Source organism: Nocardiopsis dassonvillei subsp. dassonvillei DSM 43111 (assembly GCF_000092985.1).
Classification (GTDB): domain Bacteria; phylum Actinomycetota; class Actinomycetes; order Streptosporangiales; family Streptosporangiaceae; genus Nocardiopsis; species Nocardiopsis dassonvillei.
The window spans coordinates 3,445,678-3,471,020 of the sequence record NC_014210.1; the positions used below are offsets into that span (position 1 = coordinate 3,445,678).

The 25,343-nt window shown below is 74.1% G+C and carries 17 protein-coding genes; 8 read left to right on the plus strand and 9 right to left on the minus strand.

Annotated features, from left to right (window positions below; genetic code table 11):
* The first annotated feature begins 253 nt into the window (after nt 1–253).
* Entirely contained in the window at nt 254–418 is a 165-nt protein-coding gene (locus NDAS_RS28910) for a hypothetical protein (RefSeq protein ID WP_013153904.1), read from the plus strand.
* Between the two features lie 96 nt (nt 419–514).
* Here NDAS_RS28910 and NDAS_RS14230 read toward each other — a convergent pair whose 3' ends face one another.
* From NDAS_RS14230 to NDAS_RS14240, 3 genes are all read right to left on the minus strand, one after another.
* Nucleotides 515–1,327, minus strand: a complete 813-nt coding sequence (locus NDAS_RS14230; protein WP_013153905.1) for an inositol monophosphatase family protein — start codon at nt 1,325–1,327, stop codon at nt 515–517.
* 96 nt (nt 1,328–1,423) lie between these two features.
* On the minus strand, nt 1,424–3,460 hold the full coding sequence (locus tag NDAS_RS14235) for a S9 family peptidase (RefSeq protein ID WP_013153906.1): 2,037 nt from the start codon (nt 3,458–3,460) through the stop codon (nt 1,424–1,426).
* Nucleotides 3,461–3,768: 308 nt separating this feature from the next.
* The gene (locus NDAS_RS14240; RefSeq protein WP_013153907.1) at nt 3,769–4,788 is read right to left on the minus strand and encodes a ferrochelatase; all 1,020 of its coding nucleotides are present in this window, start codon (nt 4,786–4,788) and stop codon (nt 3,769–3,771) included.
* 158 nt (nt 4,789–4,946) lie between these two features.
* Here NDAS_RS14240 and NDAS_RS14245 point away from each other — a divergent pair, with 158 nt between their 5' ends.
* A complete protein-coding gene (locus tag NDAS_RS14245) occupies nt 4,947–6,233 on the plus strand; it encodes a D-arabinono-1,4-lactone oxidase (protein ID WP_435824492.1) in 1,287 nt (428 codons plus the stop codon).
* Nucleotides 6,234–6,323: 90 nt separating this feature from the next.
* Here the strand turns inward: NDAS_RS14245 and NDAS_RS14250 are convergent, their stop codons facing one another.
* Nucleotides 6,324–7,397 (minus strand): ICP22 family protein, encoded by a 1,074-nt coding sequence (locus NDAS_RS14250; protein ID WP_013153909.1) that lies wholly within the window; start codon nt 7,395–7,397, stop codon nt 6,324–6,326.
* Between the two features lie 571 nt (nt 7,398–7,968).
* Between NDAS_RS14250 and sepH the strand changes: the two genes are divergently transcribed.
* The gene (gene sepH / locus NDAS_RS14255) at nt 7,969–9,426 is read left to right on the plus strand and encodes a septation protein SepH (protein ID WP_013153910.1); all 1,458 of its coding nucleotides are present in this window, start codon (nt 7,969–7,971) and stop codon (nt 9,424–9,426) included.
* A 55-nt stretch (nt 9,427–9,481) separates the two neighbouring features.
* On the opposite strand, the gene NDAS_RS14260 is transcribed toward sepH, so the two are convergent.
* The 3 genes from NDAS_RS14260 to NDAS_RS14270 all read right to left on the minus strand — a co-directional run bounded on the left by NDAS_RS14260 (nt 9,482) and on the right by NDAS_RS14270 (nt 13,450).
* The gene (locus tag NDAS_RS14260) at nt 9,482–11,413 is read right to left on the minus strand and encodes a PH domain-containing protein (protein WP_013153911.1); all 1,932 of its coding nucleotides are present in this window, start codon (nt 11,411–11,413) and stop codon (nt 9,482–9,484) included.
* The gene (locus NDAS_RS14265) at nt 11,413–11,985 is read right to left on the minus strand and encodes a PH domain-containing protein (RefSeq protein WP_081461781.1); all 573 of its coding nucleotides are present in this window, start codon (nt 11,983–11,985) and stop codon (nt 11,413–11,415) included. Before NDAS_RS14265 ends, NDAS_RS14260 begins: the two co-directional genes overlap by 1 nt.
* Nucleotides 11,986–12,217: 232 nt before the next feature.
* Nucleotides 12,218–13,450 carry an RNA-guided endonuclease InsQ/TnpB family protein gene (locus tag NDAS_RS14270; RefSeq protein WP_197724889.1) on the minus strand — a complete coding sequence of 411 codons (1,233 nt, stop codon included), beginning with the start codon at nt 13,448–13,450 and terminating at the stop codon, nt 12,218–12,220.
* 116 nt (nt 13,451–13,566) lie between these two features.
* On the opposite strand from NDAS_RS14270, the gene NDAS_RS14275 reads away from it, so the two are divergent.
* Both NDAS_RS14275 and NDAS_RS14280 read left to right on the plus strand, forming a co-directional pair.
* Entirely contained in the window at nt 13,567–14,541 is a 975-nt protein-coding gene (locus tag NDAS_RS14275; RefSeq protein ID WP_041553180.1) for a daunorubicin resistance protein DrrA family ABC transporter ATP-binding protein, read from the plus strand.
* Nucleotides 14,538–15,371, plus strand: a complete 834-nt coding sequence (locus NDAS_RS14280; protein ID WP_041552777.1) for an ABC transporter permease — start codon at nt 14,538–14,540, stop codon at nt 15,369–15,371. Before NDAS_RS14275 ends, NDAS_RS14280 begins: the two co-directional genes overlap by 4 nt.
* 170 nt (nt 15,372–15,541) lie before the next feature.
* Here NDAS_RS14280 and NDAS_RS14285 read toward each other — a convergent pair whose 3' ends face one another.
* Nucleotides 15,542–18,826 (minus strand): AfsR/SARP family transcriptional regulator, encoded by a 3,285-nt coding sequence (locus NDAS_RS14285; protein WP_013153916.1) that lies wholly within the window; start codon nt 18,824–18,826, stop codon nt 15,542–15,544.
* A 310-nt stretch (nt 18,827–19,136) separates the two neighbouring features.
* Between NDAS_RS14285 and NDAS_RS14290 the strand changes: the two genes are divergently transcribed.
* The 3 genes from NDAS_RS14290 (at nt 19,137) to NDAS_RS14300 (ending at nt 25,233) form a co-directional block, all read left to right on the plus strand.
* A complete protein-coding gene (locus NDAS_RS14290) occupies nt 19,137–19,793 on the plus strand; it encodes a YbhB/YbcL family Raf kinase inhibitor-like protein (protein ID WP_013153917.1) in 657 nt (218 codons plus the stop codon).
* A 353-nt stretch (nt 19,794–20,146) separates the two neighbouring features.
* Nucleotides 20,147–22,528: a hypothetical protein gene (locus NDAS_RS14295; protein ID WP_013153918.1), complete on the plus strand. Its 2,382-nt coding sequence runs from the start codon at nt 20,147–20,149 to the stop codon at nt 22,526–22,528.
* A gap of 341 nt (nt 22,529–22,869) precedes the next feature.
* Nucleotides 22,870–25,233: a SulP family inorganic anion transporter gene (locus tag NDAS_RS14300; RefSeq protein WP_013153919.1), complete on the plus strand. Its 2,364-nt coding sequence runs from the start codon at nt 22,870–22,872 to the stop codon at nt 25,231–25,233.
* On the opposite strand, the gene NDAS_RS28915 is transcribed toward NDAS_RS14300, so the two are convergent.
* The gene (locus NDAS_RS28915) at nt 25,182–25,331 is read right to left on the minus strand and encodes a hypothetical protein (protein ID WP_013153920.1); all 150 of its coding nucleotides are present in this window, start codon (nt 25,329–25,331) and stop codon (nt 25,182–25,184) included. The genes NDAS_RS14300 and NDAS_RS28915 overlap by 52 nt on opposite strands.
* Between the last annotated feature and the right edge of the window lie 12 nt (nt 25,332–25,343).

Genomic DNA, 25,343 nt, shown 5'->3' on the forward strand with positions numbered 1-25,343 from the left:
TCGGCCGTCCGGAGACGGGGGCGGCCGGGGGCGGATCACGAAAGCATCACACCGGAATTCTGTGGTTTGGGCGAAGGTCCGGCGGGGGTACAGGAGGAGGACGCGCGCGTGGACACCGGCCCCGGCCGGACCGCGACGCCGACGCATGTCACAGGGACGTGACACTTCGACCGTGCGGACGCCGTGGCGTGCGCGAACGGATTCCGCGCCGGAGCACCCTCGTGCCCCGGTGCCTACCCCTGGAAGAGGTGCAATGGGCGAGTTCCTCGCGGAGATCAAGGTCCGTATCAACGAGACCTACCGGTCGTTCCAGGCTGCTCAGGCCGCCGGAGACGACTTCCTCGCCGACACTCACGCGTCGGAGCTGGAGGACCTGTACCGCATCGCGGCTCGCAACGGCGTCGACACCTGCGCCTGAAAGCGCTGAGGGGCGCGGTGGGCACACGGCCCGCCGCGCCCCTCGTGTGTTCCGGGGAACCCGGGCCCCGCCGGGTGTCGCGGGGCCGGGCTCCCGTCAGCCGTCGGTGTCGGCGCCCAGAGGGGCCAGGAGGGCCTCCAGGGCTCCGTAGAGCTCAGGGCGGGCCGCGATGACCAGGTCGTTGCTGGGCGGCCCCGAGCGCGCTCCTCCCAGCCGCAGGCCCGCCTCGCTCGCCACCAGGCCGGGGGCGCACCAGTCCCAGGGGTGGAGGCCGCGCTCGTAGTAGGCGTTGCAGCGGCCCGCGGCGAGTCCGGTCAGGTCCACCGCGGCCGACCCGCCGCGGCGGATGTCGCGGATGCGCGGGATCACCTCCAGCAGGACCCTGGCCTGCTGGACGCGGCGCTCGGGGAAGTACCCGAAGCCGGTGGCCACCAGGGCCTGCTCCAGCGGCACGGCGGGCGGGGCCTCCAGGACGCGGCCGTTCAGGCGCGCGCCGCCGCCGAGGACCGCCTCGTAGGACTCACCGAGCCGGGGGACGTTCACGGCGGCGGCCACCACCACGCCGTCGACCTCCGCGGCGACGGACACGGCCCAGTCGGACCGGCCGTACAGGTAGTTGACGGTGCCGTCGATGGGGTCCACGACCCAGCGCACACCGCTGGTGCCGCCCTCGCCGCCGCCCTCCTCCCCCAGGAAGGCGTCGTCGGGGCGCGCGGCGAGCAGGCGGGCGCGGACGAGCTCCTCGGTGGCCCGGTCCATCTCGGTGACGACGTCGGTGGGGCTGGACTTGGTGTCGAGCACGGTGATGCCCGCCTGCCCCTTGGCGGCGAGCTCACCCGCCTCCGCGGCCACGCTCACGGCGAGGTCGCGCAGGCTCTCGCGGTCGGGTGCGGCGTGGGTGGTACTCACTGGCTGTCCTCCGTGGCGTGGTGTCGCGCGCCGGGGTGCGTCCCGGACGCGGGTCCGGCCGGGACCGCGGTCGCGGCCCCGGCCGGGGTGGGCGGCTCAGAGCAGTTCGGGCCTGCTCCACTCCTTGCCGTGCACGTGGTGGTCGAGGAAGGCGAAGACCGTCTCGTACCAGATCCGGGCGTTCCCCGGGGTGAGGATCCAGTGGTTCTCGTCCGGGAAGTACAGGAACTTGGCGTCCACCTCGTGCAGCATCAGGTCGCGCCACAGGCGCAGGCCCTCGGAGATGGGCACCCGGTAGTCCTTGTCGCCGTGGATGACGAGCATCGGGGTGCGGATGCGGTCCGCGTGCAGGTGCGGGGAGTTGAGGGTGTAGCGCTCGGGGCGCTCCAGCGGGGTGCCGAACTCGCGCTCCCACACCGGCGGGTAGTCGGTGGTGCCGTTGAAGCCGTCCAGGCCCCACAGGGAGGCGTGGGAGACGATGGCCCTGAACCGGTCGGTGTGCCCGGCGATCCAGTTGGCCATGTAGCCGCCGAAGGAGCCGCCCATCATGGCGGTGCGCTCGGCGTCGATGTCCTCGCGCGCCTCGGCGGCGTCGGTGACGGCCATGACGTCGGCGAAGGTGCGCGGCCCCCACTGGCCCCAGGCGCGGCGGAGCATGTCCTGGCCGTAGCCGGTGGACAGGGCGGGGTCGGGCAGCAGGACGGCGTAGCCGCGCGCGGCGAGCAGCCACGGGTTCCAGCGCCAGGACCAGCCGTTGAAGCTCATGTAGGGGCCGCCGTGGACCCAGAGCATGAGCGGGGCGGGCGAGTCGGCCGAGGCCTCCTCGGGCAGCACCAGCCAGGAGCGGATCGGGGTGCCGTCGTCGGCGGTGGCCTCGATCTCGGTGAGGGTGCCGGGCATGGTGAGCTCGGAGCCGGGGGTGCGCAGGTGCACGGGTTGGCCGTCGGCGGCGTCGGCGGCCAGGCGCACGGGCGCGGGCGGGGCGTCCCAGGCGTCGCGCAGGGCGTAGACGTGGCGGCCGTCGGGGGACGGGTTGAGGTTGCTGTAGGCGCCGTGGTCGCCGGTGACGCGGGTGAGCGCGCCGCTGGCCAGGTCGATCCGGAAGACGGGCCGGCGGCCGCCGTGGTCGGCGACGAGGAACACCGCGCCGGAGTCGGCGGCCCAGGCGAGTTCGCGGGGCCACAGCTCGTGGTCGGCGAGCAGGTCGCGGCCCTGTCCGGTGGCCAGGTCGACCAGCCAGGCGGTCTCGTCCCGGGGTTCGCCGTCGTAGTCGCCCTGGGAGCTGCGCACGAGCAGGACGTGGCGGCCGTCGGGGGAGACGAGCGGGCTGTCGAAGTCGTGGGCGGGGTCGGTGGCCAGGGTGCGGCGCCGGCCCGTGGCGGTGTCGATGGCGACGACGTCGGTGCGCCGGGCGCCCCGGCCGACGGGGACCTGCCACTCGGTGACCAGGGTGGTGCCGTCGGGGGTGAGATCGCCGCTCGCGCCCAGGAGCGCCATTCCCGCGTCGGGGGTCAGGTCGCGCGGGTCGCCGAGCCTGGAGTCCTCGTCCGCGGGCGGTTCGGCGACCAGGTAGCGGGGGTGTCCGGGGCCGATGTCGCTGTCCCAGGAGCGCACGGGCAGCGCCTCGTGCAGGATGGCGGTGACCCCGGCCTCCTCGCGGGCCTTGCGCGCCTCCCTGTCGGCCTCCTCGTCCTCGCTGCGGGGGAGGGTGTCGGCGGTGAGGGCGACCAGTCCGGAGTCGCGGGCGACCGTGAAGGAGCCGATGCCGCCGGGGCGGGAGGCGACCTGGCGGGCCTCGCCGCCGTCTGCGGGCAGGAGCCACAGGGCGGTGCGGGCCTTGGCGTCGGCCTCGGCCTCGGGGTCGGGGCGGCCGGTGGTGAACAGGACAGAGCCGTCGGGGAGGAAGCCGACGCCGCTCTCGCCCTTGGCCGAGCGGGTGAGGCGTCTGGGGGCGCGCCCGCCCTCGGACTCGGGGGCGGTGTCGATCTCCCACAGGGCGCTGCGGAAGGACTTGGCGTCGGGGGCGGGGCCGCTGACGGGCGCGACCAGACGGGTTCCGTCCGGCGAGAGGCGCAGTCCGTTGACACGGCGAAGTCGGACGTACTCCGGCAGTTCATACCAGGAACGGACCAAGACACATACTCCCTGAACGTCGGCGTGGGGTCGGGGCGGACACCGTCGAGCGGGCCGTGGGGCGACTGTGGTCCCCCGCCCCCGCGGGCGGTGTCAGCAGCGTTTACCCACCTTCCCACACGTCCGGGACGGCGGGTCGGGTCGGGGCGCGCATCCCGTGAGGGGCCGCGGGAGGCCCTCCACTCCAGGATGACCCGCCCGGGGCCGTCGCACCAAGCCCTTTCGCCGATCCGTGGACGACCCCGCGCCGGGCCGCGCCGGGACCGCCGACCGACGGCGGGGACCCGTCGGCCGCGCGGTTCAGCGCCTCAGGCCGGGCACGAGCAGCCGGTGCAGCGCGCGAGCGAGCTCAGGCGCCGGGGTTCGGCCCGTTCGGCGTACTCGCGGACCAGGTCGGTCACCATGGACACGAACGCGGGGTGCGTGCCGGGGCTGAGCGCGCGCTCGTAGCCGACGCCGAGCTTCTTGGCGGTGTCGCGGGCCTCCACGTCGAGGTCGAACTTGACCTCCATGTGGTCGGAGACGAAGCCGTGCGGGACCACGACCACGGCGGGCACGCCCTCGGCGGCCAGTTCCTCGATGCGGTCGTTGACGTCGGGCTCCAGCCAGGGCTGGCTGGGCGGGCCGCTGCGGCTCTGGTAGACGACCTCGTACGGGTAGTCGCGGTCGAGCCGCCCGGCCACCAGACGCGCCACCTCGGCCAGCTGGGCGCCGTAGGCCCCCTCGGGGCCGAAGGCCTGTCCGGAACCGCCGCTGGCCTCGGCCATCGCCGTGGGGATGGAGTGCGCGGAGAAGAGCAGGTGCGCGCCCTCGCGCTGCTCCGCGGGCAGGGCGTCCAGGGCGGCGCGGGTGTGCTCGACCAGCGGTTCGACGAACCCCGGGTGGTCGTAGAAGGGCCGGATGAGGTCCACCTCGGGGGCGTCCTCGCCCAGCGCGGCGCGGGCGCGGGCGATGTCCTCCTCGTAGGCGGTGCGGCTGGACCAGTTGCAGTACGCGGAGGTGGGCAGCGCCAGGATGCGGCGCACGCCGTCCTCCTTCATCCGGGCGAGGGTGTCGGTGAGCATCGGGGCCCAGAACCGGTTGCCCCAGTAGACGGGCAGGTCGATCCCGTTGGCGGCGAAGTCGGCGGTGACCGCGGCGAGCAGGTCGCGGCACTGCTGGTTGATCGGGCTGACACCGCCGAAGAGGAAGTAGTGCTCGCCGACCTCGGCCAGCCGCTCACGGGGGATGTTGCGGCCCCGGGTGACGTTCTCCAGGAACGGGATGACCTCGTCCTCCCCCTCCGGGCCGCCGAAGGAGATCAGCAAAAACGCGTCGTAGTAGCTCACAGCTCTTATGAAACCAGCTTCGCCGGACCGGCTCGCGCGACCCCCCGGATGCGTGTCCTGTGGTCTTGGCCTCCTCCCCGCCCGGGGGCCGTGTCCGGGGGAACCCGGCTCTGGCCGCGCGGGTGACCGGTCGGTAATGTCACCGCATGACAGATGTGATGTGGCACACATGGGCGGGCACCCACCGGGCCCGGCCCAGGCGCACGGCGGCTCCGGGGAGCACCGCGGAGGTCGCCGCGGCGGTCTCCTCGGCCGCCGCCGAGGACCTGCGCGTCCGCATGGTCGGCACGGGTCACTCCTTCACCGACGTGGCCGTCACCGACGGCCTCCTCCTCTCCCCCACCTCCCTGACCCGGGTGCGCTCGGTCGATCCCGCGGCGGGCACGGCCACCGTCGAGGCGGGCCTGCCCCTGTGCGACTTCAACGACGTGCTGGCCGGGCACGGGGCGGCCCTGGCCAACATGGGCGACATCGCCGTGCAGACCATGGCGGGCGCGGTGCAGACCGGCACCCACGGCACCGGCCGGGACGCGGGCGGGCTGGCCGCGCAGGTGGTCGGCATGGAGATGGTGCTCGCCGACGGTTCGGTGGTGGAGTGCTCGGCCGAGCGGGAGCCGGAGCTGTTCCAGGCGGCGCGGGTGGGCCTGGGCGCCTTCGGCGTGGTCACCGCGCTGACCATGGCGGTGCGCCCGGCCTTCCTGCTGCACGCGCGCGAGGAGCCCATGCGGTTGGAGGAGGTGCTGGAGCGCCTGCCGGAGCTGCGCGCCGACAACGACCACTTCGAGTTCTACTGGTTTCCCCACACCGGCAACACCAACACCAAGCGCAACAACATCAGCGCGGGCCCGGCCCGGCCGCTCTCGCCTTTCCGCGCCTGGCTGGACGACGAGTTCCTGTCCAACACGCTCTTCGAGGGCGTCAACCGGGTGTGCCGCCGTTTCCCCCGCGCGGTGCCCGCGGTGAACCGGGTCAGCTCGCGCGCGCTGACGGCGCGCAGCTACACCGACGCCTCGTACCGGGTGTTCGCCTCGGTGCGCGACGTGCGGTTCGTGGAGATGGAGTACGCGATCCCCGCCGAGCACCTGGCCGACGTGCTGCGCGAGGCCGGGTCGATCGTGGACCGGGGCGGCCACCGGGTGAGCTTCCCGGTGGAGGTGCGCTTCGCCCCGGCCGACGACGTGTGGCTGTCCACCGCCTACGGGCGCGACACCGCCTACGTGGCGGTGCACATGTACCAGGGCACCCCCTACGACGCCTACTTCGCCGACCTGGAGGCGCTGTTCACCTCCGTGGGCGGGCGCCCCCACTGGGGCAAGATGCACACGCGCGACCGCTCCTACCTGGAGGGTGTCTACCCGATGCTGGGCCGGGCCCTGGCGGTGCGGGACCGCGTGGACCCCGGGCGCCGGTTCGGCAACGCCTACCTGGAGCGGGTGCTGGAGTAGCCGCGCGGCACGACCGGCCCCGGGCGCCGCGCGGCGGCCGGCCCCGACCGTCCCCCGACGGCTGAGGGGCCCGGCCGCCGCGAGGCGCGCTCAGCCGGTCTGGGGCACGGCGGGCGGGGGCGCGGGGACGGCCTCCTCGCCGCCCTGTCCGCCGGTCCCGGGGCCGGGGACCTGCCCGCCCGGGTCCTGGGTCCCGCCGCCGTCCTCCGGCGGTGCGGTGGGCTCGGTGGTCCCGCCGGTGCCGCCGGGGACCTCCTCCTCCGTGACGCCGCCCTCGCCGGTCCCGTCGTCCCCGGGCGCTTCGGTCTCGGGGGCGGGCTCGGTCGGCTGGCCGGTGCCCGGGACCTGCTCCTGCTCCCCGGGCGAGGGGTCGGGGGTGTCGTCGCCGGTCCCCTGGTTCTCGGGCTCGTCCTCCTCGGCCGGGGGCGCGGAGGTGGAGCCGCCGAACAGCGTGGGCGTGCTGGGCTCCTCCGAGCCCTGGGTCCAGGAGGTCAGGGAGCGCCCGGTGAACAGCTCGAACACCAGGATGACCAGCATGACCAGGGCGAAGACCGCGGCGGCCGGGATGACCAGGGAGCGCCAGCCGCGCCGCCGACCGCCCTCGCGTTCGCCGACGCTCCCGGCTTCGCCGTCGGAGCCGCCGTGATCACCGGAGTCGTCCGCGCCCGGAGGCCACGGGCCGACGGCGGGCATCCGCGCGGTGGCGCCGGGGTCGGCCGGGGTCCGGGTCCGGCCGTCCAGCGCGGGCAGGGCCATGGTGCGGGTGGCGTCGGCGTCCTCCTCAGCGGTCCCGGTCTCGGAGACCTGCCGGAGCAGGGCGGTCTCGGAGATGCCCTCGGGCGGCGGCGCCACCGGGGCCCCCGGGGCGTTGGGTACCTCAGCGGCGCCCCGGGGGCCGGAGGCCCGACCGGCCAACTGCCTGGCCTGCTCGCCGCCGCGTGAGAACCAGTGCTGCAACAGCGGGCTGACGAGTGTGCTGAGCGCGGCCATGACGGCGGCGCCGATGACCGTGCCGTACACGTTCAGGTAGGAGGCCGCGGTGGCCGCGGCCAGCGTCGCGGCTCCGGCACCGGCGACCTGGGAGACGCTCAGGTCGAACTTCTTCCTTCCCTTGGCGTCCTCCTCCCCTTCTTCCTGGTCGTCGTGGTGTGCGGTCCGACCCATCCGGTCGTCCCCCCTTCGTCGGCCGCGCACGGGCGCGACGGGACTGTCAGCGCGGGATGGGCGTGTGGTGGGGCATACAACCCCACAGACCCCGAACTTCACATTTCGCCCATAGCTTGATAACTCAGGCTAAGGGCGACAGGTTTCCGATAACGCCATGAAATAAGAAGCATCACTCTCTGGTACACATCGGCGTGTCGAGTTGCGTCCCGGAGGGTCCGTGTACCCGTGGAACGGTCCGGGATCGGAGTTTTTCCCAGACCTGGGGTGATTCGGGGGACGCGGGATACCATCACGGCTGAGCCCTCGTGCGGGATCGGCGACATTCCCCCGCGATCGCTCCCGGTCGCGGAAGGGTCAGCGTGCCAAGATTGGCACCGAAGCGACCGTGAGGGCCCCGGGTACCCCCGGGGCGGCTCCCACCGCGGCGACAGCCGCGGATCGGGAGGCGGGCACACAGTTCGGACATGCCGGGCGCGGTACTGGCCGAACAGTTGTCGGCCGACCAGACTTGGAGAACGCGGGGGTGGGTCGCGGGACCTGCCCTCGACGGGACGCGAAAGGGAGGGCGATGCACGAGCTTCGCCTCGTGGCCGTGAGCGAGGACGGCACCTACCTGGTGCTCGCCAGCGCCGGCCGTGGAACCCGTTTCACGCTGCCCGTCGACGACCGCCTCCGCGCCGCAGTACGCGGCCAGTTCTCCCGGCTCGGCCAGTACGAGATCGAAGTGGAGAATCCGTTGCGCCCCAAGGAAATCCAGGCCCGTATCCGGTCCGGCGAGACCGCGGAGGCCATCTCCGAGATCTCCGGTATCCCCATCGAGAGGGTCCGCTGGTTCGAGGGCCCCGTCCTCCAGGAACGCGAGTACATCGCCCAGCAGGCCCAGCGCGCGAGCGTGCGCGCGCACGGCGACGCCGCCCCGGGCCCCTCCCTGGAGGAGTTGGTCACCAAGCGGATCGGCGCGCACCAGTTGGAGACCGGTGACGCGGCGTGGGACTCGTGGAAGCGCGAGGACCGGTCCTGGCAGCTCAAGCTCGTGTTCCTGCACGGCGGCGAGGAGCGCGTCGCCCACTGGCTGTACGAGCCCAGACACAACAGCGTGGCCCCCGCCGACGAGGAGGCCGCCCGGTTCTCCTCACCCGACCCCGAACCCGTCTCCTCCCCCGGCGCGACCGTGACGCCCTTCGCCCCGCGCCGCACCGAGACCGCCTCGGACCTGCCCCGGTCCGAGTCCCAGCCGTCCTCCGAGCGCGAACGCCCCGCTCCCCTGCGCCCGTCCTCCGCCGCGCACCGGGACGAGCCGCCGCGCCCGGCGCCGCCCGCGCGTCCGGCCGCCGCCGAGCGCCACCCCGCCGAACGCCGTCCCGTCGAGCGGGAGCGGGCTCCGGAGCGGCCCGCCGAGCGCGAGCGGGCCACCGGACGCCAGCCACTGGAGTGGGACCGCTACCCGGAGCCGCAGGCGGAGCGGTACGAGCGGCCGCGCAGGGAACAGCCCGTCGAGCGCCCCGCCGCGCGGGCGGAACCCGAGCGGTGGCCCGCGTACGAGCGCGGGGCCGAGCCCGAGCGGCGGACGCGGAGCGAACGCTGGTCCGAGTCCGAGCGCTGGCCCGAGACCGAGCGCTGGCCCGAGACCGCCGCCCGCGACGAGCCCCCGGCACAGGAGCGCCACCGCCCCGAGCGGCGGACCGAACCGGCCGCCTACGACGAGCCGGCGGTCGAGGAACAGCGCCGCCCCGAACGCCGGGCGGACTGGCCGGAGGCCCGTCCCGCCAGGCCGGTCGAGCCCGAGGCCGCCCCGCCCGCCGCGGAGGGCCCCGCCCAGCAGCGTCCGGCCCCGCGCCGCCGCCGCGCCACCATCGACCTCAACGACAACGGCGTCCCCCGCCGCGCCGCCGAGCAGCCGCCGGCGGCCGCGGTCCCGGCCGCCGCCAACAGCGGCCCTTCCGCGGCCAAGCGCAAGGGACGCGGCCGACGCGCCTCGGTCCCGTCGTGGGACGAGATCATGTTCGGCTCCAAGAAGGACGAGTAGGGCGCTCCCGCGTCCGCGGGGAGGGGTCGGCCGCACGGTGCGGCCGGCCCCTCCCTCACGTCCGCTCCGGTCCGCGCGGGTCCGGCCGCACGCCCCCGCCGTCCGGCCCCGCGTCCCGCGGGTCGATGAGGAAGGGGCGCACCATCTCGGGGGTGACCCGGGCGGCGAAGGCCACCGACTCCTCGAACGAGGCGTCCTGCGCGGTGTAGCCGCCCGCGCCCGCGCCGACCGTGACCTGGAGGTCGGCCAGCGAGGACGGGCGCTGGAAGAGGGTCTGGGTCCAGGTCCAGCCGATCACCGCCGAGTGCTCCACCGTCGCCTGGGAGCGGCGCAGCGAGCCCGAGCGCACGCTCACCCGCTCGCCGTCGTGGCCGTGGCCCAGGGAGCGGTACCGGTCCACGCCCAGGGGCGCGCCCAGCACCGCCAGGACTCCGGCCGCCCAGGCCAGCCACGCCGCGTCCACGGCCAGGGCGACCGCCAGGAGCAGCACGAAAGGCCCCGAGGAACGGGTCAGACGGCGGTACAGGGCGGCGCGCGGATGCCGGTTCAGGCCGCCCCGGTACCGGGCCAGCGCGCGGTCCACGACGTCCTCGACCACCGCGCGGGGCCCGATCGGCAGCAGCACCGCGCGGTTGGCGGTGTCGCCCAGCCCGGTGACGATGGCCCGCAGGCGCACCGCCCCGCGCAGGCGTTCGAGGGGGTTGTCCAGGAGCTCGTACCCGCGGATGCGGCGCTTCTCCAGCGTCACGCTGCGCCGGGTGAGCAGTCCCCGCTCGGCGACCAGGGAGCCGTCGCGTTCCCTGAGGGTGAAGCCCCAGTGGGTGAGCGCGTAGGAGACCACCGCGAACACCGGCATCAGGAGCACCAGCGCACCGGCGAAGAGGGCCGCGGACAGCAGGATCAGGTTGTGGTCGGAGGTGGTCACCCAGTCCACGAAGTAGTCGGTGGCCAGTTCCCCCGCGGTCTGCTGGACCATCCCGAACAGGGTGGCCAGGACCGCGAACGGGGTGAGCAGGTACCCCAGGCTCAGCGTCCCGTACAGGTACCACGAGCGGGGCATGGCGAAGTGGGTGACGGTGTCGTCGCCCCCGGGGGCCCCGGGCGTCCCCCCGGGTTCCGGGGCGCCCTCGCCCGTGCCGGGCCCGCCCGGCTCGGCGGGTGACGCGACGGCCCCGGTCCCGCGACCGGTGAGCACCGCCCTGCGGTGCAGCAGCACCCGGCGCAGGCGGTCTGCCTCGCCCGCCGACACGGCGTCGAGCTTGCCGTCCTCGGTTGCGCCCGCGGAGCCCGCGGCGGCCTCGACGTGGACCACGGCCACGCCCAGCAGCCGGTGCAGCAGGGTGCTGGTGACGTCCACGCCACGCACCCGCTCCAGCGGGATGGTGCGCTGGGAGCGGCGGAGCAGGCCCCGACGGATCTCCAGCCGGTCCCCGGCGACCTCGTAACGGGTGGTGCGCCAGGTGACGATCCCGCCCACGAGCAGGGCCACGACGGTCGCTCCCGTGGCGGCGAGCACCCAGGCGTTGAACCCGCCGAGCACCAGCCCGGCGATGATCGGCACCAGGAGCCCCCTGAGCTGGTTGATGGGGCCCACGACCACGCTGCGGGGGCTGAGGCGGCGGGCGCGCTCGGCGCCGAAGGCCTCCGCGCCCCCGCCGTCCTGCCCGCCCCACCAGTCGCGGGGGCCGTCGGGACGCTCCCGTCCGGGCTCCGGGGGTGTCTCGGGGCCGGGGAGCGCGTGGGCGCCCGGGTCCTGGAAGGCGTGGGCGCCGGAGCCCGTGGGCGTGTGGGCGCCGGGGCTCCAGGACGCTTCGGGCCCTGAGCCCCGGGTCGCGTGGGAGCCGGGGCTCCAGGGAGCCCGGGGGTCGGCGGCCTCCTCCGCACCCCGGTCCGAGTGCGCGGGGCCGCTTCCGGGGGCGACCCAGCCGCCGTGGTCGTCGGGCCCGGCCGGGTCCGGCGGGCCGTGGTGTTCGCCGTGTCCGTCCATCAGGTCGCGTCGTCCCGCAGCGTACCGGCGCGCACGGCCAGTTCCTCGCTCAGCAGGCGCGCCTCCTCGGCGTCCAGCCCCTCGATCGTGGACGACCCGGCGTAGGAGGCGGTCTGCACCTCCAGCGTCGCCACGCCGAACAGGCGCTCCAGCCACCCCTGCGTGTGGTCCACCGTCTGCAGGCGGTTGACCGGGACCAGCTGCCAGGAGCGGCTGACCCAGCCCGCCCGGGTGTAGATGACGTCCCCGGCCACCTCCCAGCGGTGCACCCGGTACCTCCACGAGGGGACGACGGCGATCCTGACCAGGGCGTAGAGCGCGTAGACCCCCGGCAGCAGCCAGGCGTTGTCCCTCGCCCACGGGGGGATCCACGCCCAGTCCAGCGACGAGGCCGCCCAGGCGACCGCCGACAGCATGAGCAGGACGACCACGCTGGCGAACATCAGGCGCAGGGTCCACACACCGATCGCCCGGCCGCTCACGCGGCGCAGCGGCGGACGCAGCCGCGCGGTCGCCTCGTGCCCGGAGGGTCGCGGCGGCTCCTGGGGGCCGGGGGTTGCGGGGGTGTCCATCACGCGCACGAGTCTAGGGCCTCGCCCCGCGCCCGCCCCTTCCACCGCGGGCCGCCGACGGAAGGCGCACGCCCTGACACGCGCTGACGAAGACGTCCGTTTCCTGGAGGTTTCTCCGTCAGGCGCTGTCAGCGTTCTGTCAGACCGGTTGGCCAGACTTGACAGCAGACGTTGACACATGGAGGAGCGTTGACTTCTTCTCCCTCCTCAAGGAGGGGAATTACGGAACCACCTACCGGTGGTTCGAGGCCACAGCCTCGTCACGGGTCACCCCGTGACCTTCCTGTTTCATTGCCGGTCGCCCCGTCCGGGAGGACTTCCGTTGAGGTCTCACACCAGCTCCGCAGGCAGATGCCGCCAGCCCGGCGGCCCTGAGGTTATTCGCAGCGTTCACATCGCGGTCATGGGTGGTGCCGCACTGGGGGCACCTCCACTCCCGCACGCGCAGCGGCAACGACACATGCACGTAGCCGCAGCCGGGCGTCGAGCACGCCTTGGAGGAAGGAAAGAACCGGTCCACCACGACCAGATCCCGCCCATACCACCGCGCCTTGTACTCCAACATGGACCGGAGTTCACGCCAGGCCACATCCGAGATCGCCCGGGCGAGCCCGCGGTTCTTGACCAGGTTGCGTACTGCCAGGTCCTCGATCACGACCGCTTGGTTCTCGCGGACGAGTCGAGTGGAGAGCTTGTACAAAAAGTCGCGCCTGCGGTCGGTGATGCGGGCGTGCACCCGCGCCACCTTCCGCCGGGCCCTGCCCCGGTTCGCGCTGCCCTTGGCCTTACGGGCCAGCGCTCGCTGGGCCTTGGCCAGCCTGGCGCGGTCGCGTCGCTCGTGGCGGGGGTTGGCCACCTTCTCCCCCGTGGACAACACCACCAGCGAGGTCACACCCATGTCCACACCCACCGCGTCGTTGGCGGCCGGAGCCGACTCGACGGTGTCCTCGCACAGCAACGAGACGAACCAGCGCCCGGCCGCATCGCGCGAGACCGTCACCGTGGACGGCCGTGCGTCTGCGGGCAAGGGCCGCGACCACACGATGTCCAGGGGTTCGGTCATCTTGGCCAGGGTCAGGCGGCCGTCGCGGTAGCGGAACGCGGACCGGGTGTACTCCGCGCTGGCGCGCGAGGTCTTCTTCGACTTGAACCGCGGGTACCGCGCACGCTTGTCGAAGAAGTTGCGAAAGGCCGTGTGCAGGTGGCGCAGCGTCTGCTGGAGCGGGACGCAGGAGACCTCGGTGAGGAAGGACAGCTCCTCGGTCCTCTTCCACGCGGTCAGCGCCGCGGAGGAGTCGATGTAGGAGAGCCGCCGCTGTTCGGTGTGCCAGGCGGCGGTGCGTTCGGCCAGAGCGCGGTTGTAGACCAGGCGCACGCACCCGAACGTGCGCGACAGCTCAGCCGCCTGCGCATCACTCGGATAGAAGCGGTACCGAAACGCCCGCTTCACGCTCTTCCTGGTCATGGCACACACCGTAGCGACCACCCTGCGGTCGCGTGAGCAGAATCGACAGAAAGCCACAGAAAGGAGAGGGCGTGTCCCCCGTTCTGAAGAACGGGGCGTTCACGCCCAACAACGAGATGACTGACGCCATCCGCGCGGAGGGCCTGGTCAAGCAGTTCAAGGGCAAACGGGCCCTGGACGGCGTGGACCTGAGGGCCAGGACGGGGGCCGTGCTGGGCGTCCTGGGACCCAACGGCTCCGGGAAGACCACGACGGTGCGCATCCTGGCGACCCTGCTGCGCCCCGACGGGGGGCACGCCGAGGTGGGCGGCTTCGACGTGGCGCGCCAACCCCACGAGGTGCGCCGCCTGATCGGGCTGACCGGCCAGTACGCGGCGGTCGACGCCGACCTGACCGGAACCCAGAACCTCGTGCTGATCGCCCGGCTGCTGGGCTTCGACCGGGCCGGGGCGCGGGCGCGCTCGGCGGAGCTGATGGAGCGCTTCGAGCTCTCCGACGCCGCCGGCCGCCCCGCCAAGACCTACTCGGGCGGCATGCGCCGACGGCTGGACCTGGCCGCGAGCCTGGTCGGCCGCCCGTCGCTGCTGTATCTGGACGAGCCGACCACCGGCCTGGACCCGCACAGCCGCAACGGGCTGTGGGACGTGGTGCGCGGCCTGGTCGACGACGGCGTGACCGTCCTGCTCACCACCCAGTACCTGGAGGAGGCCGACCAGCTGGCCGACGACCTCATGGTGCTCGACCACGGCCGGGTGATCAGCGAGGGCACGCCCGAGGAGCTCAAGAGCCGGGCGGGCAACCAGGTGCTGGAGGTGCGCACCGTCGAGACCGGACAGCTGTCCCTGGCCACCGGGATCATCGAGGCGGTCACCAGCACGCCGGTGACCTCCGACGGGCTGCTGGCCAGCGTCCCGGTCACCGACTCGGCGGTCCTGCCCGAGGTGGTGCGCCGCCTGGACGAGCAGGGCGTGGCCGTCGCCGAACTGTCACTGCGCAAGCCCAGCCTGGACGAGGTCTTCCTCGCCCTGACCGGGCACGCCGCCGAGGAGGAGGCCCCCCGGGGGGCCGTTGACGAAGGGACACGAGCTTGAGCGCCGTGACGACCCGGACGCCGTCGGCGCGGCCGGATGACGCGCCGACCACCCCGAAGCGGATCAGTCCGCTGATCACCGTGCGCAACGGCCTGCAACTGGCCTGGCGCAGCGTACTGAAGATCAAGGCCAACCCCGAAGAGGTCTTCGGGTTGATGTTGCAGCCGGTCATGTTCGTGACCCTGTTCGTCTTCGTCTTCGGACAGGCGATGATGGGCGACTGGCAGTCCTACCGCGACTTCCTGATGCCCGGCATCATCGCCCAGTCGGTCATCTTCGCCACGCTGGGCACCGGCTTCTCCCTCAGCGAGGACGTGGAGAAGGGCATCTTCGACCGGTTCCGGTCGCTGCCCATCGCCCGCTCGGCCCCGCTGACGGGCGCCATCCTCGGCGACCTGGTCCGGTACTCGATCACCGTGGTGATGGTGCTGGTGGTGGGCATGGCCATCGGGTTCCGCCCCGAGGGCGGCGTGGTGGGCGTGGTCGCGGCGGCCGCCCTGGTGCTGCTGTTCGCGTTCGCCCTGTGCTGGATGTCGGCCTTCATCGGCATGATCGTGCGCACCCCGATGGCGGTGCAGGCGTTCGGGATGATCCTGATGTTCCCGCTGACCTTCAGCAGCTCGGCGTTCGTCAGCCCCGACGACATGCCCAGTTGGCTGCGGGTGGTGGCCGCCAACAACCCGGTCACCCACGTCGTGGACGCCATGCGCGCCCTGATGCTGGGTTCGGGCGAGGCCACCGGTCCGGTGCTGTGGACCGTGGTGTGGGCCGCGATCATCACCGCGGTCTTCTTCCCGCTGGCGGTGTGGGCCTACCGGCGCCGCACCTGACCGGTTCCCGGCCAGAACAGTCGCGCGGCCTCCCCGGGTCCTCCGGGGCTGCCGCGCGCCGCTCGGCGGCGCCTCCCCGGGCGGGGGACGGCTTCCGGGCCGCCGCCTCCGCCCCGCCGGAACACGCGCACCCCGCCGGGAGGCCGGCTCCGGGCACGGCTGGCCGGGGGTCAGGGGCGCTCCGCGCCACCGGGCGCGCCCTCGGCCAGCCAGGCGTCCACGAGCCCGCGGATCCGGTCGGCGCCCACATCCCGGACCCCGGCGAGGACGAGGTCGTACTCCCGTCCGCCCAGCTCCCGGCGCGCGCTCTCGCGGGCCCGCACCACGAGGGGCGTGGCGGTGTCGGGCATGCCGCGCAGCACCTCGGCGCAGGCCAGCAGCCAGGCGCCGCGCCTCGGGTCGTGTCCGACGGCCATCACGGCGAAGGTGTCCAGGACCTCCGCGCACACCGGGCCCAGGCCGTGGTCGGCCAGCCGCCAGGCGCGCCGGGCGTGCTCCCAGGCCTCCCCGGTGTCACCGGCCCTCCAGGCGACGGTCGTGTACAGGGTCCGCCAGCCCGCCTCCACGTAGACGGGCGAGAACCCGCCCAGGCCCTTGAGGTCCTCGCCCGCCCGGTCCAGGACCTCGCGGGCCGCGTCCGGCTCCCCCGCCTCCCGCAGCCACTGGCCCTCGGCCAGGCGCAGCAGCACCATCTGTTCCTTCTCCACGGGCCGCTCGGAGCCGAGGAGCCCCCGCAGGTCCTCACGCGCGGCCTCCAGGTCGCCGAGGTCGGTGAGGACCTGGGCCCGGCGGACGCGGAACATCCAGTCCAGCGCCTCCAGCCCCGCCTCCTCGGTCCTGCGCACGCCGAGGGTGAGCAGGTCGCGGCAGCGGTCGAGGTCCTCGAACCGGTACAGGTCCACGGCCTGGACGAGCGCCTGGCACTCGCCCCAGGTGTCGCCGCACGCGCGGAACTGCTCCAGGGCGGCGTTCGCGCGCTCCATGGACCGCCCGGTGCGCCCGTTGACCGCGTCGAACAGCGACAGCAGCACCCCCACGAGGGCCCGCATCCACGGGTCGGCCTGGTCGGCCGCGGCGGCGAGGCGTTCGTGGGCGGCGCCGGTCGTCCCCTCCAGCAGCGCCCTGTACACCAGGCCGTAGACGAGCATGGGGTGCTCCTCGGCCCGCTGTCCGGCCTCTTCCAGGACGGCCTCGACCTCGCGTATGCGCTCCAGCACCGACTCGTGGTCGGTGGTCGTGTCGGCCCGCTGGAACAGGCAGCTGGCGTAGGCCACGGCGCGCCCCTCGGGCACCCGGTCGCCGACCATGTCCAGGACGTCCACGGCCCACTGGTGGAGCTGGCGCCAGGAGCCGCACAGGGTCCAGTACCACTGGGTGCACTCGACCAGGTCCAGGGCCAGTCCGGCGTCGCGCCGCTCGACGGCCCAGCGCACGGCGGCGCCGCAGTTGTCGGCCTCCGCGGCCAGCCGGGCGAGCAGCTCCCCCTGGCGCGGGCCGCGCAGCAGCGGGTCGGCCCAGCGCCACAGGTCGCGGACGTGGCGGGCGTGCGCGTCGCGCACGCGCTCCTCCTCCCCGCTGCTCGCCAGGCGTTCGGCGGCGTAGGCACGCACGGTCTCCAGCTGCCGGTAGCGGGGCGGGGTGTCGTCACGGTCGGGGTTCTCGGCGATCACCAGGGACTTGTCGACCAGGGCGAACAGGACGGTCCACGCGTCGTGGCCGCCGATCTCCCCCTCGGTGCCGGGGTCGGCGCAGACCCGTTCGACGGCCTCCAGGGTGGCTCCCCCGGCGAAGATCGACAGGCGGCGCAGCAGGCGGCGCTCGGGTTCGTCGAGCAGGTCCCAGCTCCAGTCGACGACGGCGCGCAGGGTGCGGTGGCGCGGCAGCGTCGACCGGGCGCCCCCGGTGAGGAGCCGGAAGCGGTCGCGGAGCCGGTCGGCGAGCTGGGCGGTGCTCATGGAGCGCAGGCGCGCGGCGGCCAGCTCCAGGGCCAGCGGCAGGCCGTCCAGCTCGCGGACGACGCGGACGACGTGGGCGGCGTTGTCGGGGGTGACGCGAAAGCCCGGACGCACGGCGGCGGCGCGTTCGGCGAACAGGACGACCGAGGAGCAGGCGGCGGCCCGGTCGGCGGAGGCCCCCTCGGGCGGCATGTCCAGGGAGGGGACGGTCAGGAGCTGTTCGCCGGGCACCCCCAGGGGTTCGCGGGAGGTGGCCAGGATCCGCAGGCCGGGGCAGCGGGCCAGCAGCGTCGCCACGGCGGAGGCGACCTCCTCGACGATGTGCTCGCAGTTGTCCAGGACGAGGAGGACGTGGCGGTCGCCGACGAAGGAGACCACCCGTTCCAGGAGCGGAACGAGGGCGGCGGGGGCGTTGGGGGCCGCGGAGCGCGCCTGGAGCACGGCGTGCTCGCGCAGCTCCAGCGCGGAGGCCAGTGCCTGGGGGACGTCCGCGGCCGCCCTGGAGGCGAGTTCGACGAACCAGCCGCCGCGGGAGAGCAGGGAGGGAGCCCGCGCGGCCAGCGCGGAGGCGCTCTCGATCGCCAGGCGGGTCTTGCCCGCGCCGCCGGGGCCCAGCAGGGTGACCAGGCGTTCGCGGATGAGCAGGTCGACGGCGGTGTCCACCTCGGTGTCGCGCGGCACGAAGCTGGTCAGGGAGGCGGGCAGGCGCAGGGGCGGGGCCGGAGCCGGGGGCGGGGCGGAGGGCGCGGCGGCAGGGGACGCGTCGAGTTCGCCGCGCAGCAGCCTCAGGTGCAGGTCGCGCAGCTGGGGCGAGGGGTCCAGGCCCAGCTCGTCGGCCAGGTGGGAGCGGAAGCGCTCGTAGGCGGCCAGGGCGTCGGCCGTGCGGCCGGTGGCGGCCAGCGCGCGCACGAGGAGCGCGAGGGGGCCCTCGCGGTGCGGCTCGCTTCGGCACAGGGCCTCCGCCTCGGGCAGGACCTCGGCGTACAGCCCGAGGTCGGCCAGGGCGGTCAGGCGGTCCTCCAGGGCCGCTCGGCGGGTCTCGGCCAGGCGCAGCGCCGTGTCCTCGGCCAGACCGTGCGCGGTCAGGTCCGACAGGGCCGGTCCGCGCCACAGGGCGAGGGCCTCGCCCAGGTCGCGGGCGGCGTCGGCGGCCCTGCCCGCGACGAGCCCGGCCCGCCCCCGCCTGACCAGGGACTCGAACTCGGCCAGGTCCACCTGGCCGGGCTCGACCGCCAACCGGTACCCCGACGCGTCCCCGTCGATGCGCGCGCCCTCGCCCAGCGCGCGGCGCAGGCGGGAGACCAGGGCCTGGAGGGCATTGCCCGCCGCAGCGGGCGGGCTCCCCGCCCAGACGGCGTCGGTGAGCTCGTCGTTGGCGATCCGCTGGCCGGGCCGGAGCAGGAGGAGGGTGAGCAGCGTGCGCAGGCGCGCACCGCCGATGGCGACGGGTCGCCCGGTCGCGTCGTGGACCGCCAGGGGCCCGAGGATGGAGAACCGCACCGACCCATGATCACCGATCGTACGGACGGACGCTCTCCGTGAGGAGCCGTTCCCGTCCCGTTCCCGCCGGGCCGCGACCGGCGGGGGCGCGGCCGGGGTCGCGGGCCTCCGCGTCCCGCGCGGGAGCGCACGGGCGCGGACGGGAGACCGAACGCCCGCCTGACCGCAGTAGGGTTCGCTGGGGAACGTGTCGTCGGCGCCCGCCCGCGGAGCCGCCCGTTCCCCGCCGGTCCGGCGCCGGGTCTCCTCCGAGCGCCGCACCCGCGTCACCGAGATGTTCGCCTCCACGGCCCGAAAAGCAGGAGTCCCATTGTTCCCGGCCCTCCCCTTCCCCCGGACCACCGGTGCGCCGAGTGCGGCCCGCCCGTCCCCCGGTACGCGCGCCGGCGCGGTGGCGGCCGGGGCCGTCGTGGCCCTGACCACGGGCTGCGGGATCCTCTCGCCCGCGCAGAACGGCGACATGCCCGACGACATCAACGTCACCAGCCCGCTGATGCAGGAGGGCGAGCCGCTCCCCGCGGCCTACTCCTGCGAGGGCGCGGCCGAGACCACCGCGGAGGGCGGGGACGACACGGGCGACTCCGAGGACCCCGCGGAGGCCCAGCAGGCGTACTCGCCGCCGCTGAGCTGGTCGGGGCTTCCCGACGAGGCCGGGTCGATCGCCCTGGTGGTGGACGATCCGCAGGTGGCGCAGGTGTTCTGGGTGGTCTACGACCTGGACCCCGAACTCGTCGAGCTGCGCCAGAACACCGTTCCGGCCGACGCCAAGCAGGGGCAGAACAGCATCGGCGAGTCCGCCTACGACCCGCCCTGCCCCGAGCCCGACGAGGCCTACGAGTACCGGTTCACCGTGTACGCCCTCCGGGGCCCGCTGGACCTGCCCGAGGGCGCGACGCTGAGCGCCTCGCTGGAGGCGATCGCGGACCAGGCCGTCGCACGCGGTTCGCTGGTCACGCGCAGCGAGTGACATAGTTCACCGCGGGCGCTGCCTCCGGATCGGCCCCGGACGACCTGACGGATCCGGGGTCACGGTGATTCCTGGAGGAAGCTCCCGTAGCCCTCTGCACACGGAGCACGACAACGCATACAGTGGGTCTGTGCCCCCCGCCCCATTTCAGATGACCGATACTCGTCCACTCGCCGCGCGGCGCCCTGACCCGAAACCGCACCGGACCGCCTGCGTCCCCCCGCGAGCGCAGGCCGAACCCACCGGATCACCGCGGTCCCCGGAGGTCACCGCCTCCCCTCGACCGGCCTCCTCTCGGCCGGTCACCGGTGCGACCCGGGCGCGGCCGACCTCCCCAAGGTAGTGCGTACACCATGACCGTCACCGTCATCATCATCATCGCCGTCATCGTCGTGCTCGCCGTGCTCGTGCTCCTGCTGCTGGGCATGCGCGCGCTGAGCTCCGGCTCCCGCGAGGACGACTACGACGACGAGTACGAGCACGAGGACGCCGAGGGCGACGACCGCGACGAGGAACGGCCGCGCGGTCGCGGACGCGGCCGGGAGCGGGCCCGCGACGGGGGCCGGGGACGCGGCGGGAGCCGGGGTCGCGACCTCGACGAGGACGAGGACGAGGACGACGGGGAACCGGAGCCGCGCGGACGCGGCCGCAGGTCCCGTCAGGGCGACGGCGCCAAGGCGGAGCGGCGGCCCCGGGGCAGGCGCAAGCTCGACGCGGACTGGGACGACGATGACGACTCCCTGTCCGACAACGACTTCTGGTCGAGCCTGGGCGAGGACGGCCCGGCGCAGCGGCCCTCCGGTGCGCGGGACGGGCGCGGGGACCGGGACTCCGCCGTCACCGTGACCGCCCACGAGTACGAGGACGACGACTACGACGACGGGTACGGGGAGTACGAGGACGAGGAGGCCTCCGGACCCCCCGGAGCCACCACGGTCATGCCCGCCGCGGGAGGCCGCGGGAGCGGCGACCCCTCCGCCGACCTGGCCGTGCTGGCCAGCCTGGGCCAGGGCAGCGGGCCCCAGCCGGTGGAGGAGGACGGGGAGGAGCCGTCGCGGGGCCGGGGCCGCAGGCGGCGCGGGGCCGAACCGGTCGGCGAGGACGAGCGCGCCCTGCCGCCGGGGGCTCCGCCGCGTTCCGCGCTTCCCCCCGCGCGGGAGGCCACGCCCCCGCAGGGCGTCCCCCAGCCCTCCCAGCCCGCCGCACCGGCCGCCTCGGCCTCAGACGACCCCCTGGGCACCGGTTCGTGGTCTCCCCGTTCCTCCTACTCGCCCTCCTCGACCGATCCGCTGGGGTCCTCGTCCGGCACGCACGACCCGCTGGGATCCTCATCCGGCACGCACGACCCGCTGAGGACCTCCTCCGGGCTCGACCCGCTCGGCGGGTCCGGTTCCGTCCCGTCCGCGGGTGACCCGTTCCAGGGCCGCTCCTCCTACGACAGCGGGTCGATGAGCCGCTCGGACTACCCGGGAACGGCCGGTGCGCGCAGCGCGTCCCCCGCCGACCCGCTCGACCCGGCCTTCCAGCGTCCGGCCCCGGGCACCGGCACGAGTTCGCCGATATGGTCCAGCATGGACACCGGCGCGCACCAGCGCTCCGAGCTCGGCTTCGGCGGCGGTCAGGGCGGCGCGGGTACGGGTCAGACGTCCCCGGGCGGCGCGGGTGATCCCGCCGACCCCCTGGGCGGTGGTTACCGGTCGCGGCCGGAGACGTCCCACACCACGGGGACCCACCAGCGCTCGGCCTACGACACGGGGTCCCACCAGCGTTCGTCCTACGACACCGGAGCGCACCAGCGGTCCTCCTACGACACGGGCGCCCACAGCCACGCCGACTACGGCATGCCCGGCACCGGACGACCCGAGTACGACACCGGCAACCACACCCGCCCCTCCTACGACACCGACTCCTTCAACCGCAACGACTACGACACCGGAACCCACCACCGCTCCCCCTACGACACGGGGTCCCACCAGCGTTCGTCCTACGACACCGGGGCCCACCAGCGGTCCTCCTACGACACGGGCGCCCACAGCCACGCCGACTACGGCATGCCCGGCACCGGACGACCCGAGTACGACACCGGCAACCACACCCGCCCCTCCTACGACACCGACTCCTTCAACCGCAACGACTACGACACCGGAACCCACCACCGCTCCCCCTACGACACCGGCGCCCACAGCCGCCCGGCCCAGCCGGACCCCAACCCCCCGCTGTGGGGTCCGCAGGAGGACGGCGGCGCCTTCGGGGCCCCGGGCGTCCACGGCGGCCCCGGCGCGGCGGCCTTCCCGGGCGGGAGCGCGGTCACCGGGGCCCCGGAGCCTCCGGCGCCGTTCGACCAGGGGCCGGTCGGCCAGCCCGCCTACCCGTCCGCGTTCCCGGGTGAGGCTCCCGGGTACCCGCAGGGCGGTTACCCGACGGGCGGCTATCCGGTGGACCAGGTGCGCGGGGACGCCCCGGCGGGCTACGGCGAACAGGCCCCGTTCGGCTATCCGGCCGGGGGCGCCGGCGGCTATCCCGGTGTCCCGGGCGGCTACCCGTCCGGCGGACAGCCCCAGCAGCCGCAGCAGCCCGGCTACGGCGGCTTCCCGCCCGCGCCGGACTGGCAGTCCGGCGACGAGGAGCGGCGCCCCGGCGGGCCGCAGGCGCCGGAACCGTACCCGTCCGACCCCCGCGACCCGCACGGCCGCAACCGCTACGAGGGCGGGTACGAGGACGGCCGCTTCATCTGATCTTCCGGACGTCCGCAACACGCGGTAACGACCCTTTTCCGGCCCCCCGGGCCGCACGAGAGGTACATCACTTCACACCCCGAGGCGGTGGGCGCAGCCACCACCTCGGGGTTTTCTCTGTCCTGATTTGTCCCCAGGACATGTGAAGACAGGAAAATGGTTACCAAAGGAGCAACAGACCGTAACACTGCGTGGCGGATACTGGCTACAGTTGGTAGCGCGAAGGACACCCTCAGGGACGTCCTCTCATCCCGCGTCTCCACGCACGCCCCCCGATCCGAACACCGCAGTCCCCGTGCGCCCACGCATCACTTGCCTGGTCCAACCCGAATGGAGTAACCATGCGCAACGACGCCCAGGGAGTCACGCCCGAGAGGCCGCCCACGGCCTCACCCGGGCAACGTTTCGACCGCCACAGGGGGATCGCCGCCGACGTCGGCGCCTCACTGGTGGTCTTCCTGGTCGCCGTCCCCCTGTCCCTGGGGATCGCCGTCGCCTCCGGCGCCCCCCTCATCGCCGGGATCATCGCCGCCGTGGTCGGCGGGATCGTCGCCGGACTCGTCGGCGGGTCCGTGGTCCAGGTCAGCGGCCCCGCCGCCGGCCTGACCATCATCGTCGCCGACCTGGTCATGACCTACGGATGGCGGGTGACCTGCCTGATCACCCTGCTGGCCGGGCTGGTCCAGCTCGCCCTCGGCGCCTTCCGCATCGCCCGGGCCGCCCTGGCCGTCTCCCCCGCCGTGGTGCACGGCATGCTCGCCGGGGTGGGCGTGACCATCGCCCTGGCCCAGCTGCACGTGGTCCTGGGCGGGGAACCGCAGAGCTCGGCGGTGGCCAACATCGCCGACCTGCCCCACCAGATCGCCAACAACCACACCCCGGCCGTCGCGGTCGGCGTCATCACCATCGCGATCATGTTCACCTGGAACAAGCTGCCCTCCCTCGGGCGGCTGCGGCCCGCCGTGGTGCCCGCCGCGCTGGTCGCCGTGGCCACCGCGACCCTCATCTCCACCACGAGCGGCTGGCAGGTGCAGACCGTCGTCCTGCCCGGCTCCTTCGCCGACGCCTGGAACGGCCCGATGCTGCCCGAGGCCGGGCAGTGGGACGGCATCGCCCTGAGCGTGGCCGCCGTGGCCATGGTCGCCAGCGTCGAGTCCCTGCTCGCCGCGATCGCCGTGGACCGCATGCACAGCGGCCGCCGGGTGATGCTCAACCGCGAGCTGTGCGGCCAGGGCGCGGCCAACACCATCAGCGGCGCCCTGGGCGGGCTGCCGGTGGCCGGTGTGATCGTGCGCAGCACCACCAACGTGCGCGCCGGGGCGCGCAGCCCGCTCTCGACCATCCTGCACGGCGTGTGGATCCTGCTGTTCGTCGCCCTGTTCGCGCACGTGGTCGAGCTGATCCCGATGCCCGCGCTCGCGGCGCTGCTGGTGTTCATCGGCGTGCAGATGGTCTCGATCGCCCACCTGCGCGACCTGCGCCGCCACCACGAGGCCAGCGTCTACCTGGTGACCCTGTTCGGCGTGGTGTTCCTGGGGCTCCTGGAGGGCGTGTTCATCGGCTTCGCGCTGGCCATGATCGTCTCCCTGCGCAGGCTCACCAAGCTGACCGTGACCACCGAGGAACGCGACGACCGGGTGCACATCACCGTGCACGGCTCGCTCACCTTCCTGGGCGTGCCCCGGCTCGCGCACGTGCTGCGCACCGTCCCCTCGGGCTCACGGGTCGACCTGGACCTGCACGTGGACTTCATGGACCACGCCGCCTTCGAGGCCATCCACGCCTGGCGGGTGGACCACGAGCGCACCGGCGGCAGCGTCGACATCGACGAGGTGCACGAGAAGTGGTACACGCGCAGTTCCACCCGGTCGGCGCCCGCCGCCAAGACCGCGCCCGGCGGCCTGGCCCGCTGGTGGGCCCCCTGGGAGATGCGCGGTGACGGCGACCGCGGGGTGAACGCGCTGGGCCTGCTGACGGCCGGCGCCCGCGAGTACCACGCCAGCACCACCGACCGGATGCGGTCGGTGATGAGCCGCCTGTCGCACGGCCAGAACCCGACCGCGCTGTTCGTCACCTGCGCCGACTCGCGCGTGGTGCCCAACCTCATCACCGCGAGCGGGCCCGGCGACCTGTTCACCGTGCGCAACCTCGGCAACCTGGTGCCGCCGCGGGAGGCCCCCGACAACGGTTCGACGGGCGCGGCGATCGAGTACGCGGTGAACGTGCTGCGGGTGCCCTCGATCGTGGTGTGCGGACACTCGCACTGCGGGGCGATGCAGGCCCTGCTGGAGAAGGCCCACCTGGAGACGGACGAACAGGCGTCGCACATGCGCCGCTGGCTGTCACACGGCTCGGAGAGCCTGGCGCGGGTGGGCGAGGAGTCGGGCGCCCTGTCGGGCCTGCCCACGGCTGAGGCGCTGCGCCGCCTGGCCCAGGCCAACGTGGAGGCGCAGATCGGCAACCTCGCGAGCTACCCGGTGGTCCGCGAACGGGTGGAGGCGGGCGAGCTGACGCTGACGGGGATGTACTACGACCTGGAGACGGCGAGGGTGCACCTCCTGGACGCCGAGAGGGGGGAGTTCGTCCCCGTGCAGGGCGTCCAGGACGTGAACGACCCCGTGCCCCACCCGAGGACGGATGCGGACCACGGGGATCAGCTGGTGGAGGAGTCCTCGTCGGGCGCGTCGTCGCGTCCGTCCTGCTGAACGCCTGAGGCCTGATAGGAGGCGAGCAGGACGATCACCACGATGGCCACGACAGGCAGACCGAAGAGAGCCACCCAGAAGGCGGTGGAGTCGAACAAGATGCACCCATT

Excerpts from the sequence above, each read along its gene's own strand:
- NDAS_RS14265 (WP_081461781.1), bottom strand. The coding sequence starts at position 11,985 with ATGGACACCCCCGCAACCCCCGGCCCCCAGGAGCCGCCGCGACCCTCC.
- NDAS_RS14245 (WP_435824492.1), top strand. The coding sequence starts at position 4,947 with ATGTGGCACACATGGGCGGGCACCCACCGGGCCCGGCCCAGGCGCACG.
- NDAS_RS14275 (WP_041553180.1), top strand. The coding sequence starts at position 13,567 with ATGACTGACGCCATCCGCGCGGAGGGCCTGGTCAAGCAGTTCAAGGGC.
- NDAS_RS28910 (WP_013153904.1), top strand. The coding sequence starts at position 254 with ATGGGCGAGTTCCTCGCGGAGATCAAGGTCCGTATCAACGAGACCTAC.
- NDAS_RS14295 (WP_013153918.1), top strand. The coding sequence starts at position 20,147 with ATGACCGTCACCGTCATCATCATCATCGCCGTCATCGTCGTGCTCGCC.
- sepH (WP_013153910.1), top strand. The coding sequence starts at position 7,969 with ATGCACGAGCTTCGCCTCGTGGCCGTGAGCGAGGACGGCACCTACCTG.
- NDAS_RS14260 (WP_013153911.1), bottom strand. The coding sequence starts at position 11,413 with ATGGACGGACACGGCGAACACCACGGCCCGCCGGACCCGGCCGGGCCC.
- NDAS_RS14250 (WP_013153909.1), bottom strand. The coding sequence starts at position 7,397 with ATGGGTCGGACCGCACACCACGACGACCAGGAAGAAGGGGAGGAGGAC.
- NDAS_RS14270 (WP_197724889.1), bottom strand. The coding sequence starts at position 13,450 with ATGACCAGGAAGAGCGTGAAGCGGGCGTTTCGGTACCGCTTCTATCCG.
- NDAS_RS14300 (WP_013153919.1), top strand. The coding sequence starts at position 22,870 with ATGCGCAACGACGCCCAGGGAGTCACGCCCGAGAGGCCGCCCACGGCC.